The sequence below is a fragment of the Lysinibacillus sp. FW301-JW8 genome, assembly GCF_058788755.1.
Window position 1 is genome coordinate 17494 of sequence record NZ_JBYTBB010000023.1, and the last position, 17345, is coordinate 34838.

Genomic DNA, 17345 nt, shown 5'->3' on the forward strand with positions numbered 1-17345 from the left:
ACAATGGAGAAATTAAAGAAGTACATTTAATTTTTATCCAAAATTTAATTGATTATCATGTAGGATTTGGAAATAAAATCCGTCTAACCGTTGAAATATCCGCCAATTGGTGGAGAACGATATTTAAAAAGATTAAACTAACCATGTTTTAAGTGATAACTATTATCAATAAAAGAAAGATTAATTACATTTTAAGGTAATGTAGCTATTAAATGAACTAGGAGGGAAGGGAAATGAGAAATTTTTGGCTGTTTGTTACAACTGGAATGTTATTGATTGTAACAACGACAGGGTTTGCACGTATGGCCTATGGTATTATCTTACCCTTTATGCAGCAAGGGCTTTCATTGTCAACAACACAATCTGGGTTATTAGGAACAATGCTCTTTCTAGGCTATCTACTAACAGTAGGGCTTTCAGGAATGCTAACAATGCGCATTGGTGCAAAAAATGTTCTGCTCGTTGGAGGAGGTCTTGTTATTTTAGGATTGGGAGGTCTAGTATTTGTCACAGACTTTTGGTTGGCTGCCATCACTTTGTTCTTAGCAGGAGCTGGAAGTGCGCTTGTTTATACACCTCTACTATCCATAGCCGTTAGCCTATATCCAAAAAAACGGGGCACTGTGATGGGACTGCTAATGAGCGGAGCTGGTATTGGGATGCTATTTTCAGGCTTACTCGTGCCATTTATGCTAAAGCAATTTCCAGAGTTAGGCTGGAGGGGCGCCTGGTTAATATTTGCAATCATGACCATTGTAGTAGTGTTGTTAGCTTTTTGGGTGATAAAGCAACCGCAGGCTACAGCTGACAAGGATACAACTGGGAATAGTAACACTACTTGGCGAAGTAAGGAGCTATATATGATTGCAGGTATGTATTTTGCAATTGGACTAGTCTATCTTATCCCTAATTTATATCAAACAAGCTATATGAAAGAGCTCGGTATCTCAACTGCTACAGCAGGCTCCATCTATGCTATTGCTGGCATCGTTTCTATTGGGGGAGCTCCATTTTGGGGAATGTTGGCTGATAAAATCGGTGTAAAGAAAGCCTTGATAGCAGCATTGTTATTATCTGTTATAGGAGATCTCCTTCCAATTATGTTAGAAAATACAGGAGGATTTATATTATCCTCCATCATATGGGGCTCTTCACTTGGAGGAGTTCTTGTTTTGATCCAAATGAAGGCTAGCCAACAGGTGGCATCCTCGTATGTAGCAGCTGCTATAGGTTTTATTTCCATTTTCTATGCAGTTGGTCAAATGATGGGACCAGGAATTGCAGGCTGGCTTATTGAGTATGCAGGAGGATTTAAAATGGCTTATAGCTTTGGTGCAATCATCTTTCTCTTTACACTACTCCTGTCAACAGTTCTAAAGGGTGAAAATATACAGGAATGATAAAGCCTCTGATGAATGTAATTATGCTGGGGCGAAATTGATAGCTAAAAGTAACTCCGTTTGCTATACTTTGGTTAATTATTGATAATCATTCTCAATGAAGAGCTGAAGGATGGTGACAACCTTTATGAAAGTTGATTTTCATCAAAATTTTATTCATTTTTATCATGCATTAGAAATACTGAATCCACAGGAAATACCACAGGATAATATGGCTTTTCAGTCAAATGTAAAAGCTGGAGCTATTCATCGACTTAGCCCTCGTCAGGATTTGGAAGTGGTCGTTTCTGATTATTCATTTTATAAAGAGCATCGAATGGATATACTTACAGCCAAGCCTATGGTAGAAGTAAGCTTCTGTCTACAAGGAACAAGGGGAGTTCAAATTTCGGATTGTGCCTATGAAATAACTGCAGGGACATGTTCATTACAATTTATTGAACAAGTAGAAGCAAGTTTTTTATTCAATAAAAATGAATCTTATCAAATGGTTGGTATTGGGATTCCGGTTTCAACCTTTAATCGTTATATGAATAAGATTGATGGTAACGATGGGAGTTTTATGAATTTTCATGAAGTTCTTAAAGGTGCCTCCTATCGCCTGTTTCAGGAAAAAATTGATGCTATTGATACGCTTATTTTGCAACAAATGTTGCATGCTATTGCTGCTAAAAAAATGACAAATTTAGAGCTTGAATATACTGTTTTACAATTGTTAATGAGAACATTTCAAACTTTTCTCAACCAGCCAATCAATTTAACGGAATTTTCAACTAGTGATAGGGAAAAGATACGTCAAGCACAGGTTATAATAATTGAAAATATGATGAATCCACCATCCTTAATGGAATTGTCGCGTTTAATTGGATTAAATGATTTTAAATTAAAAAAGGGCTTTAAAGAAATGTTTGGCACAACAGTATTTGGCTATTTACGTGAGAAACGTTTAGAGAAGGCCAGTTATTTACTGCAAAACGGCTCAATGAATGTAACAGAGGTTGCCAATGCAGTAGGCTATTCCAATCCAAGCCATTTTGCTGCAGCGTTTAAGGGGAAGTATGGAATAAATCCTAGAGAGGTATTAAGGAAATTCTCTCAGCCATTTATCAAGGGGAACAATTTATGAAAAACGTAGAAGATCAGCTTAAAATGTGGGAGCAGAGTGATAGCCTACTTTCCCATATTTTTTATCAGCCTATACAAATACTTCATTTAGAAGATATGCAAGATACCTATAAACACTCTTCCTCATTACCATGTATCATCATCGTTTATGATGGCAATGTTAGCTATACTCTTCAAAATCAGCAAATTGAGCTTCATGCCAAAACCATAATATTTTGGGATCATATTAGTGATTTTTATATTCCCAATAATAGTAATGTGAGTGGAATAGTCATCGAGTATCGCCCGTTTGGAGTAAGAGAGTCCAGCTTGTTTCAAGAAATCACCATGATTCAAAATTGTTCCCATAAGATTATGAGTCTAGCATTGGAAATAGAGAAGGAAGCAAGGGCTATTAAAAAAACACATCCATTCCGCCTACAAAAATTATTCGCCGATTTGTTAGAGAAGCTTTATACAGAATTAAATGAATCTATACAGCAAAAAGAAGAATCATGGATTGAAATTGCACTAGAATATATTCATTTACATTTTCATGAGGAATTGACCCGTGAGCAAATGGCGGATAAAGCTCAAGTGAGTCCAGAACATTTTTCGCGCACATTTCTTAAGCATACAGGTTATCCATTTACTAAATACTTAACTTTACTAAGAGTCCGTGAATCACAAAAGAAGCTATTGTATGAAATGCCGAAATTAGATGACCTTGCGGGAGATGTTGGCTATCGAGAAGGTACCTATTTAAGCAGGAAATTTAAACAGCTCGTAGGTGTATCGCCTTCAGTCTATTATCAAAAGCCGAAACGTGTCATTGCCCTGAACACAAATCATACAGCATGCTTATTAGCTCTTGGGATTATACCTGAATTGGGTGTATTTTCACCATATATTGAGAGCTTAAAGCCAGTTCCTACTGTACATAAGCTAAAGGGCTATGAGCATGATGTTGCCACAAATTATCAGGAAATCATAGCGGCATGCCCAGATGTCATTATTAACTACAGTGGTGAAAGAGAGAGAAAAGCATTGCTTTCGCTTGCACCTGTATTCGAGCTTCCATGTATGCAGTTAAGCTGGCGAGAACAGTTTCGCCTTATCGCCAATATTGTTGGCAAACAGGAATTAGTTGGAGAATGGCTATATCAATATAATGAACAGATAGCAAACAGTAATCATATCCTCGATCAGTGGATTGGTCAAAGAGGCACTGCAATTGTCTGGGAAATAGGTAGCAATGCAGCCTATTGTCTAGATAGTAGCTATGGTAGGGGAAGTCAAATATTATATGATGATCTAGGGTTTAGTCGACCGAATTCAATTGTTGCTCAAAGTATTAGGGAATCTGGTTTTTTTCCAGCAGAAATTGAAGAGCTTGTTTATTTTCCAGCAGATCATATTTTTATCACGGCTATACCTAAGCATGATTTGGGTAAAAAACGCCTTATGCAGTTGCTACACTCAGAACAATGGCAGTCAATGGAGGCTGTACGTAAGAAACAAGTGTATTTTATCAATCAGTATGAATTATTTTATGGATATGACCCATTGTCTACAGCAGCTCAGTTGGAAGAATTGATGAGAGTATTGACATCATAAAAGTGCATGGTGACAGATCACTTTCATACATGGACATTTATAGTATACTCTTCTACAATGAATGAGAATTATTATCATTTAAGCTGTATGGAGGGATAAGATTGCTATTACAAAAAAGAAAAATCATTGCTTCACTTTTTCTTGGGTTACTGCTTTTATTAGCTGCTTGTGGGAATACGACAACCTCAACCACTACGAATAAAGAGAGCAAATCAGCAGATACAAAAAAGGTACAAACTATGAATGGAGAGATTGAAATACCCATAAACCCGAAGCGTATCGTTGCTGAAGAATATATTGCTACTTTAATCGTCTTAAATGTAAAGCCTATAGGTGCACCAGGATTAACACTTGAAAATTATTATTTAAAGGATGCCTTAAAAGGAGTTGCAAGCATTGGAACTTATGGAAAGCCATCCACAGAAAAAATTATAGAATTAAAACCAGATTTAATTATTACAGGAAATGGGGATAATTATGAAGCTTTAAGTAAAATTGCTCCAACTGTTGTGATTCCTTTTGGTGAATTAAAAGATGCACATGAAGAACTTACATACTTTGGTCAATTACTAGGCAAGGAACAGGAAGCAAAGGACTGGCTAGCACAGTATGATCAAAAAATTGCTGATGCTAAAGCACAGGTGGATGCGATAATCCAAGCGGATGCAAGCTTTTCAATTATTGAAGATGCGGGTAAAAAACTGTATGTTTATGGTGATAACTTTGGTCGTGGTGGACAGCCAGTTTATCAGGCACTCGGAAGAAAGCCGCCTGCAAAAATTGCTGATGAAATTATGGAAAAGCAGTGGGCAGAGATTTCAGAGGAAATGCTAACAAAATACGCAGGTGATTATATTGTTTTGACTTCCGATACTCGAACGCTTGAGGATTTTAAGAATGATCCGATTTGGAGTAGCTTACCAGCAGTAAAAAATGATCACTTTTACATCTGGCCAGAGGAACGTTCTTGGTATTATGATCCAACTGCTGTCCTTGCTCAGGTTGAAGAATTAACCAAATGGCTTACAAGTAAAAAATAAGAAAATGGTACTTCCTTGTTGATAAAGCAGGGAAGTATTTTTCATATCACGAAGATAAGGTATGTCTACATGTCTAGAATAGAGAGGTTCAAAGAACAGAGTGGAAAATTTCCCGTAAAAATAGAAAGTGACACCTTCGTTGGAACAGACTCCCGTAGAGAAAGCATTCAGAATTTTATTTTAATACCATTGAGAATGTTTATCATTTATAATGATGACAAAAGTAATCACCTAATTTTTCTATGTTTTCATTAGAAAGGTGTGGAAATGAACAATGAAAATAGAGGATCATTTACTTTTGTGGAAATCTGCTTCCCTTCGCATATTTGATATACGTTTTACAAGGATGGAGCAAGATGAACAGCTTGCCTCTTATCGGTTACCTGCAAGTAGTTTCCTATATGCCACTAAGGGAAGGGCAAATGTAATATTGGATGGAAAGAACTTTAAGCTAGAACGTTCTCATATATTACATAGTGGTAAAGGAGGGTGCCTCCATATCAGCCCTGTAGAGGATGTATTTGAATATTACCTAATTCTTTACAAAGCTAGTATGTCTCATCCTTGCAAAACGGAGATACTGGCATTAATGGAACGCGATAATCCATTTCAATTTCAATATGCGTTTCAAGTCTACATGCATTGACTTTACAGGAAAAGCTTGAAGCTATGCATAGGGAATGGGAAACACAAGGGAACTTAGAGCATTTTCATGTTAAAGCATTGTTTTATCAATTTGTTTACGAGCTTTTACGACAGCTCTATAAACAACAGGTGCATGTTCATAAACCTGATCTAGTTGAGCAAATTAAAGATTATATTGAAGAGTACTACAGTCACTCTATTACGAGAGAATCCATTGCACAAATTTTAAATTATAGTGTGCCCTATCTAGCAAAGCAGTTCAAACGTAAGACAGGTAGAAGTATTATTGATTATCTCATTCATATAAGAATTCAAAAGGCACAGCAATTACTACTATATACTCAAGCAAGCTTGCAGGAAATAGCCATCAGTGTTGGCTATGAAGATGTTTCCTATTTCATTCGTATTTTTAAAAAATACAATGGGTTAACCCCTGTACAATTTAAACAACAAAATCAGCATAAACGTAATGAATCGTATCGTCCTATTCATCGGCTTTCTTTGTCTAATGACAAGAAGTTACTGCAACATTATATTGATAATGATAATTATTATCAATATATACAAAAAGGAGATTTACCGATGAATAAGAAAGCAAAGTCTTCTATAATGGCGACTCTATTTCTCTGTTTTACTTTATTCCTAAGTGCTTGCTCCGGTGGTACAGCAATAAATAGCTCTAATGGAGAGACAAAAGCGCCAACTAATCAATCAACAGAAGTACAGTCGACAACCAAGATCGTATCTACTGTGAATGGTGATGTGGAAATTCCTATTGATCCAAAACGTATTGTAACAGATTATTATCCAGGCTTTTTATTGACCTTAGGCATTAAACCAGTTGGAACACAGGAGCTTTATATGAAAAGTCCTTACTTAAAGAAGCATAATGAAGGAATTGCTTATTTTGAAGAATCTCTTGAAGCAGTCGTTGATTTAAAACCTGATCTTATTATTACTGGGGACGAGAAGAAATACGAAGCATATGCAAAAATAGCGCCTACTGTCTTAATACCCTTTACTTTAGAAATGAATGCAACATTGGAGGAATTTAGTAGAATTTTAGATAAAGAGGAAGAAGTGAAGGCTTGGTTAGATGACTATAATCAAAGGGTAGTTAAAGCCAGACAAACTGTTCAAAATATTATTGGTAAGGATGAAACAGTTACGATTTTAGCTGGTGGAGCAAAAAATGACATAACATTATACGGTAATGGCTATACAGGGCGATCATTTTATGATGGGCTTGGACTAACTCCACCTGCAAAAGTATTAGAGGATATTGATTCTGAAAAGCCTTGGCTGCAATTATCACCTGAATTGCTTACAGATTATGCAGGTGATTATATTTTTATGGCTATTGATAAAGCTGTGGAAACATACGATTATAAAAACGAGCCAATTTGGAAAACATTAGATGCTGTGAAAAATGACCAAATTTTTGAAATTGATGGATGGAGTTTCTGGTTTTCAGACCCTATCTCTATTTTAGGGCAAATAGAGGAAGTGACAGAGCTGTTAGTACAGCATGGTCAAGATAAATAATCCGCCCCTTTTTAAAAGTAAAAATTAATACGATCACTCAAACATCTGATGGTTTGAGTGATTTTTTATGTAAGAAAAAAGCTAGCATGTGAAAAATTAAATTGAGAATTATTATCAATTATAATAAACTGGAAGGTAGTAATGTACTGGGAGGAATGATATGGGATGCTGTCAAAAGAGGAGTTTATACTTCTTTGGAATCATGCAACGATTAAAGTATTGGATATCCGCCGTGTAATATTAAAGCCTGAAGAAATCGGGAATACATATAAATTGCCTGCTAGTATGTTCCTTTATTCGATAAGAGGAGATGCCGAAGTCTCACTAGATTTTACAAAGTATTCGGTTGAGGGCTTCCATCTCATTCATGGAGGAAAGGGGTCTATCCTGAAAATAATTGCTAAAAATGATGGACTAGAATATTATATGATTTTTTACCGTGCCTCCATCCCCTTAACCACTAATAAACTGATAGCAAGAGCTATGCAACAGAATAATCCCTTTAAAACTCAATTCAATCTTGTACCTAACTCATCCATCACAGTTTTTGAAAAAGTACATGCGATGTATAGAAAGTGGAAGAATGCAAATAACCTTGGGAAATTTACTGTTAAATCACTATTTTATCAATTATTAAATGAAATTTTTCTACAATTTTATGGTGAGGATGTAGAGATTCAAAAATGGAGTATATCTGCCCAAATTAAAGCCTATATTGAAGAAAATTATGCACAACCTTTGACCTTAGAATCCATGGGAAAGGCATTAAGTTATAGTCCATCTCATTTATCCATTCAATTTAAGCAACAATTAGGTTGTAGTCCCATTGAATATTTAATACAGCATCGAATTGACAAGGCCACAATTTTACTTGTAAAGACGGATGCGAGCTTACGTGAAATTGCTATGAGTGTAGGATATAGCGATGTTTACTATTTTAGTAAATTGTTCAAAAAAAGAGTAGGTATTTCACCCACACAATTCCGTCAAAGAGAGCAAGCCAGTGGTTTAGTAAAGGATAGTCCTTCAATGTCTGAAAGATACTCCATTGTTGATTTTAGTTTCCAACATTATATTGAGAATGGTTATCAATATAGAGAGAGGAAGTATGAATCAATGAATAAAAGAGGAACTTCAACTATTGCGACACTTTTATTGTGTCTCACACTTTTATTAAGTGCCTGTACTGGCGGAGCTACCACTAATACGGCAAGCGGAGAAAATCAAGCGTCTACCACGCAAACAGAAGCAGCTGCATCCCAGACGAAAATTGTCTCTACTATTAAAGGAGATGTAGAAATCCCGATTAATCCTGAACGAATAGTTGTGATGTATTATACAGGCGATGTGCTAGCTTTTGGTGTAACACCTATTGGCTCTTCAAAAATCCAAGAGGGAGCTGCATTTGAGGAAGAATTAAAAAATACTCAAAATTTAGGTGAATGGTTTGAACCTAATGTCGAGGCTGTGATACAACTAAAACCAGATGTTATTATTGTACCAAGTAATGAGGAGCTATTTGGACAAATGGAAAAAATTGCGCCTACAATCGTCATAGATGATGCAACAACGTCATTAGATCAACGCTTAACAAAGATTGGTGAAGTTCTAGGGAAAGAAAAAGAGGCAAAAGAGCTTTTGGCTAATTTTTATGAAAAAGTAGAGGATAGCCAAGAAAAGCTAAAAGAGGCAGACATTTTAGATAAAACCGTTAGTATTATGGAAGGCGGCAAGGGGAAAATGTCAGTTGTGACAAGCTATACCTTTGGACGTGGTTCACAAATAATATATGAGCATTTGGGATTGAAGGCTCCAGAAATTATTCAACAAAAGATTGATGATAAAGATAATAAACAGCAGGCAATGGATGTTTCTTTAGAGACATTAACGGATTATGCAGGTGATTATGTTTTTCGTTCATCCTATGAGGGAATGGCAGATTTAACGAAGCATCCAGTATGGGTTAATATTCCGGCTATTAAAGAAGGTAGGTTTATAGAAATAGATTTTGGTTTTTGTTATTACAATGACATTTATTCATTAAATAAACAATTAGATTTCATTGTGGATCGTTTATTAGCCACAACAAAATAAGCATGATAAAAGCTGCTTACTAGTTTTAGTGTTACTAGAAAGGCAGCTTTTTTTAATAGACATGATGAAATAATTATACAAGAGATGCTTTGTTTTCTCTTGCTTCTTTCTTTACAGTGTGGTCAATGACTAAGCCCTTATGTGAAGAAAATACATATATAATTAGTAGAAGACTAATTGTAATGCAAATCCAATAGGGTGTATCTGGATGTATACGATATAACTCTGTTCCAACAATTGGTGCAACTAATGAACCAATTCCAGTAGCAATAGCTGTTAAACCGCCAGCAGCACCCTGATTCTCCTTTCCGGCTGCCAAGGAGATGCCAGTTGTATAACCTGACATTAGAAAACCTCCACCAATGCCAAATAGCATAAAGGCAATCACAAATCCAGCTAAATGATTCCACTCGATTAATAGGACAAATCCTAGTAGAAGTATTGGCAGGCCGATACGTACCAGCCTACGTGGTGAATACTGACGTTTTTGAATAACTGTCATTTGCACAAGTGCCATCATTATACCAACGGCAAACATACCAATACCTACCCAGATTGCCGTTTCCTTAGCGTTTAATGAAAATCGATCTTGTATAAAAAAACCAGATGTTACTTGAAGCATAACAATCATTGACATGACACTCGTAGCAATAAGTAGATAGGGACGAAGACCACTAGTTGTTAATTTAATTTTAGTGCGTTTATTGGCTACTACAGTCGGCTCTGTTTTAGGAATTTGCACGGCTATCAAAATGACAGCGATTAATGCAAGGATAGCTGTGATAATAACTGGGAAAATTAGATTGATCGTTGATAGAAATGCTCCTAGGGCCGGACCAATAATAAAGCCAATCCCTGTGGCTGCACCTATCATGGCCATACCTGCTGATCTCTCTTGCACAGATGTGAGATCTGCCATCAATGCCTGTGAGGATGATGAAATAGCCGGGAAAAAGAAGCCAAACATAATTCTCGAGCTAAGTAATAGGATGAACACAACATTGATTGGTAATAAATCCTTCATGCCTATCCATCCTAAAAAGGCGAAAAAGGCTAAGCTAAATGAGAAACCAACAAATCCAATCACCATGACCTTTTTCCGACCTATACGATCACTTTGTGTTCCCCAGAAAGGAGCTGCTAGTAATAATACTAAGGCAGCGATAGAAATAACAATTCCAGCATGCCTTTCCTGAAGCCCTATCTCGCGAATTAAAGGTGCAAGAATTGGGATTATAACCCCAAATCCGATATAACAAATAATCATTGATAAAAAGATAACTTTTTTTGGCTGCAAGTCAATTCCTCCTTTATTGATAATAATTATCAATGTGTATTGTATGAGCTGCTACTCAGTAAGGGATTTTCTTTAACGGCAAATGGATTTTTTAACAACAGTTTTGACGAAAAAAATCCGTATACTAGTATAAATAATCCCGGAAATGGTAGAAAAATAAAAATTTTTATATAAACTTAATAATGATATTGATTATCATTTTCAATAATTAAGGAGGAATAAATAGATGTGTAGATTGAAAAATTATAAATGTATTTTTGTTTTTCTTTGTTTACTACTCATGGTGACAGGATGTTCTAGGAACATAACAGAAGTAGATATGAAGAAGGAGGCTCCTAATTCTACAGTGGAACAGACTCAGTATCCAAAAATAATTCACCATTTAGAAGGCAGTACAACTATTGATAAAAAGCCCGAAAGAATTGCGACACCCTACATATCCTTTGTAGATTATTTAGCTGTTTTAGGTGTATTTCCAATTGCTGGTCAAGGGATTGGTACTATTCAGAGAAATTTCCCTTACTTAAATGAGTTAATAAAAGATCATACAATTATAGATCTTGGTCAGGAAGTAGATATTGAAAAGGTACTTGCTGTTAAACCAGATTTGATTATTGCAGCTGATGATATGAGCGACAAATACGAACAATTATCTAAAATAGCTCCAACAGTGATTTTGCCACAAGCAGGCGATTGGAGAGAAACATTAATGCAAATTGGTGAAATTGTTGGAGCTGAAGAAAAAGTAAGAGAAGTGCTAGTAGATTTTGATGAAAAAACGTCTAGGTATAAACAAGAACTTAGTAAGCATAGTAATGAAACTGTATTGTTTACAATGTACCAGGGGAAAGAAAAATTTGTCACATGGGATATAGAAAGATTTGAACCCTTTTATAATGGATTAGGATTAAAGCCAGTTCCAGAGGCTGAAAAAGGGGGAACCATAAGTCTAGAAGGCCTAGGTAAACTAAATCCAGATCATATTTTCGTTGTGAATAATTGGCAAACACCAATTGCAGGTGGTGTTCAAAAAGATTTGGAACATAGCGCCGTTTGGTCAAGTTTAAACGCAGTTAAAAATAAGCAAGTTTATTACTTAGATGATCCATCTTTACCTGGTCCATTAGCTCTTGCCAAAATAAAAGGAATTGAAGATATTTATAATGCATTAAAATAGGACAATGTAAAAATTCTCTCAATGATTGAAAAATCTTGAGAGAATTTTTAAGAATGACTATTTTTTATTTTTTTAATATTTCACTAGGGTTATAACCAAATGTTTTGCGAAATAATGTAGCAAAATGACTTAAATTTTGATACCCAACCATTAGCGCTGTTTCGCTGACATTTGCCTTCCCATGCTCTAAAATTTTTCGAGCTTCTACCATACGTAAATCTCTAACATAGCCGAATACGGTTGTACCAAATATTTCTTTGAAGCCATATTTTAATTTATAGTCATTTAAGCCAATCATTTTGGCTAGTGCTAAAATACTTGGAGGCGTTCTCCAGCAGTTGTTTAAAATCTCCTTAGCATGATAGAGAGCATGAATATCAGTTTCATTAAGCTTCGAAGCGGCTTTCTTCTTATTCTCTTCAAGCTCTATTCCGTTTAAATGAAGGGTTAATAATTCAAGTGCTTTTCCCTCTATATAGAGCTGTTTCAGCATGCCAGTATAAGGACAATTCTTTATTTGCTCGATTAGTCTATGAATGTGAGAGGGCTCGGATATTTGCTGACAAAAAAACGACTGCTCAAAAAGATGTTTATTTTCTATTAATAGTTGTTTGAAGTGCCTTAAATCTATGCGTAATTCCATCATGACTACCTTTTCCTTCGGCGTCAGCTCAGAATATATTTTCGTGTTTTGGACAAATAGAAAATTGGAGGTATTGGCTGCTAAGCTAAATTCCTTGCCATTTGTTCCCCAAAATCCATCCCCAGATAGCGGATAGAACAATTCAAGATGAGGATAACGAACGTCGCAGCTTAAAGATATAGGTTCATTCGTTTGAGCCTGAAACCAATTCATTTCCATCCCTACTCTTAAAAGCTGTCTTTCAATGGTGCCTGAGCCATTATGGATGGGTAAACTATAGGCTTTTTGATTGGACGGCAGAATCAGCTGTCTGCATTCAATTTCGTTATAGAGTGAGTCTAAATCATTGGTATCGATGTTTAAATTCAATTCTTGAACGCTCCTTAAGTAATAAGATATGTTAAAAATTTCTTATTATATCCACTATAAATGAGAACGATTTTCATTGCAAATAAGAATGCCAATAACATGAAGCACGCTAGGTGGATACTGCGCCTAGCGTGCTTTTATTTCGTTTATAAAAATCATTTTAGTTTCTAACAATTTGGAATGTACCAGATGTAGTTGTTTGAATATAAATTCGATTGCCATCAATTGTATAGTCGGCTGGCATTCTCTCTCCGAATTCATCGATACGAACAATATAGGAGTTGGAAGGTATATTTTCAATAACGATTTCCATATCAGCGTCGTATTTAACAGGTTTTTTATTTAATGTTGCCTGGAAATTGATACGATTCAAACTTCGTGTAACTTGAATATCCATCACGCCACTATCCTCATTTAGAAGAGTTTCTAGCGGTGGAATGATGACCGTCATATTGGCTTTAGTTGTTAGCACGTAGCGTTCTGTATCTATTTCAGAGTCAGCCACATTTATTTTAGCTTTATAGGTATTTTTGCTTTTAGTCATTTCTGTAGTTTTACCTGGTACAGCGGCTGTATCTGATAAAGTCGGCGTTTTTGTCCCTTTTCCATTCGCCGATAGTGAATATTTGCCATTTACATAGTCTACTAATGTCCAGACATTTGGAACAAGCTGCTGTTGTACAGGTGTCAAGGCTTCGAATGCTGTTTTGACTGTTTGAACATCTTGAGAAGTGGAAGTTTTAGGTGATAGACCTTTAATGGCATTTTCTACTTCCTTCGCTACTGTTTTATCTTTTGCAACAAGTTGCTCAGCATCTAGTAAAAGCTGTTCGATCCCAGAAGGTAAGGAGATGTTCGAATATTTTCGTAACGCATTCAGCTCAGCTCTGGCATCAGCGACATCTTTATGGAAGTTAGTACGAGACGAGTTTAATAATTTAATTTTATTGACTACTTTATCGGTAGAAGTATTCGGCAAGATAGAAGATGTCAATGTCTTTTGTGTTTGTGCGCTTACATAGGTTTTTTGTGCAGCATTCAACGTATTATACCAATCTCTTGTTTCTAAGACATTTTGATAATAGTTTACAGAAGTCGATTCAACAGAAGCTAATTTCTCTTCAATCTGCGCAGCAAGCCTGCGATAAGCAATTCTCGTTTGTTGATGATAAGAAAGAGTAGCATAATTGGTTACATATTGTTTCTCGTTTTCATTTAAGGCGTTATAGGCTTTAAGAGCAGATTCTAACGATGTTTGGAAAGAAGCTGTTGTGTTATTGATATTTGAAATAAGCTGAATAACATTGGCGACATTTGAGTTATAATTTGCAACATTGTATATGTAGGCTGCTGTAGGCTGGTTTGAGATATCGGTAGCAGCAGCTGTTGTAGTAGGTGTCGTATAAATAAGTGAAGGGACTGCAACTAGAGCTAGTAATGCTAGTCTTTTTTTGTTTGTCATAATATAAGAAAACCTCCTATTGGAAAAGTTTGATGGTGAATTAGTTTGAGAAAATTTTGATGCATGGCTAATTAAACTTATAAAAATTTTTGTTATCCATCCCAAGATATGGTGATAAATCAATTTTATCATAGCTTAGGATCTTTTTATTCGTATTTTGGAGGAATAGGTAGATAGTTTGTATGTTTTTTTATGGTGATATGACTTATGTACTTAGCTTAGGGAAAGTTTAAAAAATTAGCATGAAACGATATTTTATTGATTGGAGTATTAAAGCCACTACTATAAAAAATGGTGGATAGAATGTTTGGACTGAAGGATCGCTCAACGACCTTGCAAAATTCGTTCGAGGTTTGTTCAGAAACTGTTTAGAACGAAATGTTAATGTATAGATATGGAATGATGAAAAATGTTCCATTTATTCATTAATTACACAAAAACGGAGGATTAAAATGGAAGTATTTATCGGTAGACAGCCAATTTTTAACCTTCATGAACAAGTCGTTGCGTATGAATTATTATATCGTAGTAAAAGCGGAAATACTTTCCCGATGGTTGATTCAGATGCGGCTACAGTTGACGTACTAGTAAATTCATTTCTTTCAATTGGTATTGAAGAGGTAACAAAAGGTAAGCCTTGTTTTGTGAATTTTACAGAAAACTTGCTCATGGGCTCAATCAATGAATATTTGAATCCATCAGAGGTTGTTATTGAGATATTAGAGGATGTCCCTCTTACACCACAATTAGTAGAGAGAGTAATTGAGCTGAAGCTTTATGGATATAAAATAGCATTAGATGATTTTATATTGGATGAGCATGTTCAAATTTATGATGAACTGTTTGCCCATATTGATTATATAAAAATTGATTTTTTATCGTCACCATTACGCAAGAGAATGGAAATTGAAAATAAAGTGAAGGAAAATTTCCCACATATTAAGCTGCTCGCAGAAAAAGTGGAGACACGTAATCAATTTGAAGTTGCAAAACACTCAGGCTATGAGTTATTCCAAGGCTATTTTTTTGAACAACTCCAAATAATTAAAGCTACAGATATACCAGCGAATACCCTTCAATATTTCTACATTATTACTCTATTAAAGGAAGAGGAACCTGATATACAGCTACTAGCTGATAATATTGAGCGTGATCTTTCATTAACATATAAATTATTGCAAATGATTGATAGTTCTTCTAGACGTTCTAAATCTAAAGTGCGCTCTATAAAACAAGCGATAGTATTACTTGGGATATCAAATTTACGCAAATGGATTTACTTATTAGCTATGCGGGAAATTGATATTAATACTGATACGGATCTCTTTAAAGAGGTTATGCGTACATCATTATTCCGGGCGAAGGTATGTGAAAAATTGGCGAAGCTCTCCAATAAGCAAAACTTCTCTGAATACTTTTTGGTAGGCATGTTTTCATTAATAGATACTTTGCTACAAAGACCAATTGACGTAATTTTACAACAGCTACCATTTTCTGAAGACATAACGAACACGATTTTTGGTCATCAAACTGAGATGACACCATATCTTGAATTCAGTATCGCCTTAGGTAAATTAGATTGGTCAAACTTAGAGGAATTAGCTCCTCAATTAAATATTGATCTGGCAAACATTGATCTTTTATACCATGAAGCAATGGAATGGGCGGAAAAATCATCATTATAATAAGCTTTCTTAAATGTTCTGAATCGCGACCTATAAAAGGGTACTATACAGCAATCAGATGTTTTTGTGTATGGTTGTAATATTCATATAGATTCCCTCTAAGCCCGTTAATTTTTCTAGATTTTTTGAAAAAGAAAAGTGTAGCCATTTAGTTTATGGGGACAAACGAGATGGATAAATCACACGGTAGGCATCATTAATGGTTTCCGAGATGGCGATTTTGCACCAACTGCTTAATACTAATACGTGGTAAGCTATTATGACGATGGATTGAATGTCTGAACACAGTCTATTAAATGGTGTAACAATGCAATAATAGAACCTCCAAAATAACGAATAGAGTCATCAAACAAAGGGTAGAGTTTGTTATAATGATTTTAATGAATGGAGGTGTTTGATTTGCAGCAAAATTGGCAGAAGATAGTTGTAGAAAAGCTAGAATCAGCTGTAAATCCGACCTTTATTATTGTTTTTGGTTCGTTTGCGCAGGGTTCGGAACGGGAAGATAGCGATTTAGATATTGCGTATTTTGCAGCAAGACAGCTTTCGGCTTATGAACGTTTTCTTTTAGCAGGAGAGCTTGCACAGTCTTGTGATGTAGATATTGATTTAGTTGATATTAAAACGGTTGATACAGTGTTTGCAGCACAAATTTTTTCAAGTGGTATTGTTATTGATTGCAAAGATGAAAACACCTTTGTTAAAGAACGTATGAAGGCATTGTCCATGTATGTGACGTTAAATGAACAACGTGCAGAAATTCTAAAGACAATTGAAGAAAGAGGTAGTGTCTATGGTGAATAATGATGTTGTTTTAAATAAGGTTGCAACAATTGAACGATGTGTGAATCGTGTTAGGGAAGTGTATGGCGATAATCCTAAAAATTTAATGGATTTTACCAAGCAGGATAGTATTATTTTAAATATTCAACGAGCGTGTGAAGCTAGTATTGATTTGGCCATGCATATTGTTAGTGATTTAAAGCTTGGTTTGCCCAAAACAAGTCGAGAAGCATTCAAGCTGCTCGAGGAAAATAATATTATAAATCATGCATTAGCAAAAACATTAATGAATATGGTTGGATTTCGGAATATTGCTGTACATGATTATCAAACAATTGAATTAAATATACTTCAGGCAATCATCGAGAATCATTTAAATGATTTTAAGATCTTTACAGCAGAGATATTGTTTATGTAACGTAAAAACAACAGGCAGTAAAGATCTATGCCTGTTGTTTTGTTTATAAAACGGATAGAATGGTCG

At 35.4% G+C, this 17345-nt stretch carries 14 protein-coding genes; 11 read left to right on the forward strand and 3 right to left on the reverse strand.

Going from position 1 to position 17345, the window contains the following annotated elements; translation table 11 throughout:
- Window positions 1–233 precede the first annotated feature (233 nt).
- The 7 genes from AC3WOM_RS11345 (at window position 234) to AC3WOM_RS11375 (ending at window position 9445) form a co-directional block, all read left to right on the forward strand.
- A complete protein-coding gene (locus AC3WOM_RS11345; protein ID WP_492446804.1) occupies window positions 234–1400 on the forward strand; it encodes an MFS transporter in 1167 nt (388 codons plus the stop codon).
- Between the two features lie 127 nt (window positions 1401–1527).
- Window positions 1528–2526, forward strand: a complete 999-nt coding sequence (locus AC3WOM_RS11350; protein WP_492446805.1) for an AraC family transcriptional regulator — start codon at window positions 1528–1530, stop codon at window positions 2524–2526.
- Window positions 2523–4121 (forward strand): helix-turn-helix domain-containing protein, encoded by a 1599-nt coding sequence (locus tag AC3WOM_RS11355; protein ID WP_492446807.1) that lies wholly within the window; start codon window positions 2523–2525, stop codon window positions 4119–4121. The genes AC3WOM_RS11350 and AC3WOM_RS11355 overlap by 4 nt, the downstream gene beginning before the upstream one ends.
- A gap of 101 nt (window positions 4122–4222) precedes the next feature.
- Entirely contained in the window at window positions 4223–5161 is a 939-nt protein-coding gene (locus AC3WOM_RS11360) for an ABC transporter substrate-binding protein (RefSeq protein WP_492446808.1), read from the forward strand.
- 274 nt (window positions 5162–5435) lie between these two features.
- A complete protein-coding gene (locus AC3WOM_RS11365; RefSeq protein ID WP_492446810.1) occupies window positions 5436–5807 on the forward strand; it encodes a hypothetical protein in 372 nt (123 codons plus the stop codon).
- A gap of 23 nt (window positions 5808–5830) precedes the next feature.
- The gene (locus tag AC3WOM_RS11370) at window positions 5831–7351 is read left to right on the forward strand and encodes an AraC family transcriptional regulator (protein ID WP_492446812.1); all 1521 of its coding nucleotides are present in this window, start codon (window positions 5831–5833) and stop codon (window positions 7349–7351) included.
- A gap of 165 nt (window positions 7352–7516) precedes the next feature.
- Entirely contained in the window at window positions 7517–9445 is a 1929-nt protein-coding gene (locus AC3WOM_RS11375; RefSeq protein ID WP_492446814.1) for an AraC family transcriptional regulator, read from the forward strand.
- A 73-nt stretch (window positions 9446–9518) separates the two neighbouring features.
- Here AC3WOM_RS11375 and AC3WOM_RS11380 read toward each other — a convergent pair whose 3' ends face one another.
- Entirely contained in the window at window positions 9519–10742 is a 1224-nt protein-coding gene (locus AC3WOM_RS11380; protein WP_492446815.1) for an MFS transporter, read from the reverse strand.
- 346 nt (window positions 10743–11088) lie between these two features.
- Between AC3WOM_RS11380 and AC3WOM_RS11385 the strand changes: the two genes are divergently transcribed.
- Window positions 11089–11919: an ABC transporter substrate-binding protein gene (locus AC3WOM_RS11385; RefSeq protein WP_492446817.1), complete on the forward strand. Its 831-nt coding sequence runs from the start codon at window positions 11089–11091 to the stop codon at window positions 11917–11919.
- 64 nt (window positions 11920–11983) lie between these two features.
- On the opposite strand, the gene AC3WOM_RS11390 is transcribed toward AC3WOM_RS11385, so the two are convergent.
- Both AC3WOM_RS11390 and AC3WOM_RS11395 read right to left on the reverse strand, forming a co-directional pair.
- Complete coding sequence (locus tag AC3WOM_RS11390) at window positions 11984–12931, reverse strand: helix-turn-helix transcriptional regulator (protein ID WP_492446818.1); 948 nt, start codon at window positions 12929–12931, stop codon at window positions 11984–11986.
- A 160-nt stretch (window positions 12932–13091) separates the two neighbouring features.
- Window positions 13092–14393, reverse strand: a complete 1302-nt coding sequence (locus AC3WOM_RS11395; protein ID WP_492446819.1) for a hypothetical protein — start codon at window positions 14391–14393, stop codon at window positions 13092–13094.
- A gap of 452 nt (window positions 14394–14845) precedes the next feature.
- On the opposite strand from AC3WOM_RS11395, the gene AC3WOM_RS11400 reads away from it, so the two are divergent.
- The 3 genes from AC3WOM_RS11400 (at window position 14846) to hepT (ending at window position 17279) form a co-directional block, all read left to right on the forward strand.
- Window positions 14846–16078: an EAL and HDOD domain-containing protein gene (locus AC3WOM_RS11400; RefSeq protein ID WP_492446820.1), complete on the forward strand. Its 1233-nt coding sequence runs from the start codon at window positions 14846–14848 to the stop codon at window positions 16076–16078.
- A 384-nt stretch (window positions 16079–16462) separates the two neighbouring features.
- Window positions 16463–16882 carry a type VII toxin-antitoxin system MntA family adenylyltransferase antitoxin gene (gene mntA / locus AC3WOM_RS11405; RefSeq protein ID WP_492446821.1) on the forward strand — a complete coding sequence of 140 codons (420 nt, stop codon included), beginning with the start codon at window positions 16463–16465 and terminating at the stop codon, window positions 16880–16882.
- Window positions 16875–17279, forward strand: a complete 405-nt coding sequence (gene hepT / locus AC3WOM_RS11410; protein WP_492446854.1) for a type VII toxin-antitoxin system HepT family RNase toxin — start codon at window positions 16875–16877, stop codon at window positions 17277–17279. The genes mntA and hepT overlap by 8 nt, the downstream gene beginning before the upstream one ends.
- Window positions 17280–17345: the final 66 nt, after the last annotated feature.

Coding starts and splice junctions, on each gene's coding strand:
- mntA (WP_492446821.1), top strand. CDS start 16,463: ATGGAGGTGTTTGATTTGCAGCAAAATTGGCAGAAGATAGTTGTAGAA.
- AC3WOM_RS11395 (WP_492446819.1), bottom strand. CDS start 14,393: ATGACAAACAAAAAAAGACTAGCATTACTAGCTCTAGTTGCAGTCCCT.
- AC3WOM_RS11355 (WP_492446807.1), top strand. CDS start 2,523: ATGAAAAACGTAGAAGATCAGCTTAAAATGTGGGAGCAGAGTGATAGC.
- AC3WOM_RS11345 (WP_492446804.1), top strand. CDS start 234: ATGAGAAATTTTTGGCTGTTTGTTACAACTGGAATGTTATTGATTGTA.
- AC3WOM_RS11400 (WP_492446820.1), top strand. CDS start 14,846: ATGGAAGTATTTATCGGTAGACAGCCAATTTTTAACCTTCATGAACAA.
- AC3WOM_RS11350 (WP_492446805.1), top strand. CDS start 1,528: ATGAAAGTTGATTTTCATCAAAATTTTATTCATTTTTATCATGCATTA.
- AC3WOM_RS11370 (WP_492446812.1), top strand. CDS start 5,831: ATGCATAGGGAATGGGAAACACAAGGGAACTTAGAGCATTTTCATGTT.
- AC3WOM_RS11365 (WP_492446810.1), top strand. CDS start 5,436: ATGAAAATAGAGGATCATTTACTTTTGTGGAAATCTGCTTCCCTTCGC.
- AC3WOM_RS11375 (WP_492446814.1), top strand. CDS start 7,517: ATGCTGTCAAAAGAGGAGTTTATACTTCTTTGGAATCATGCAACGATT.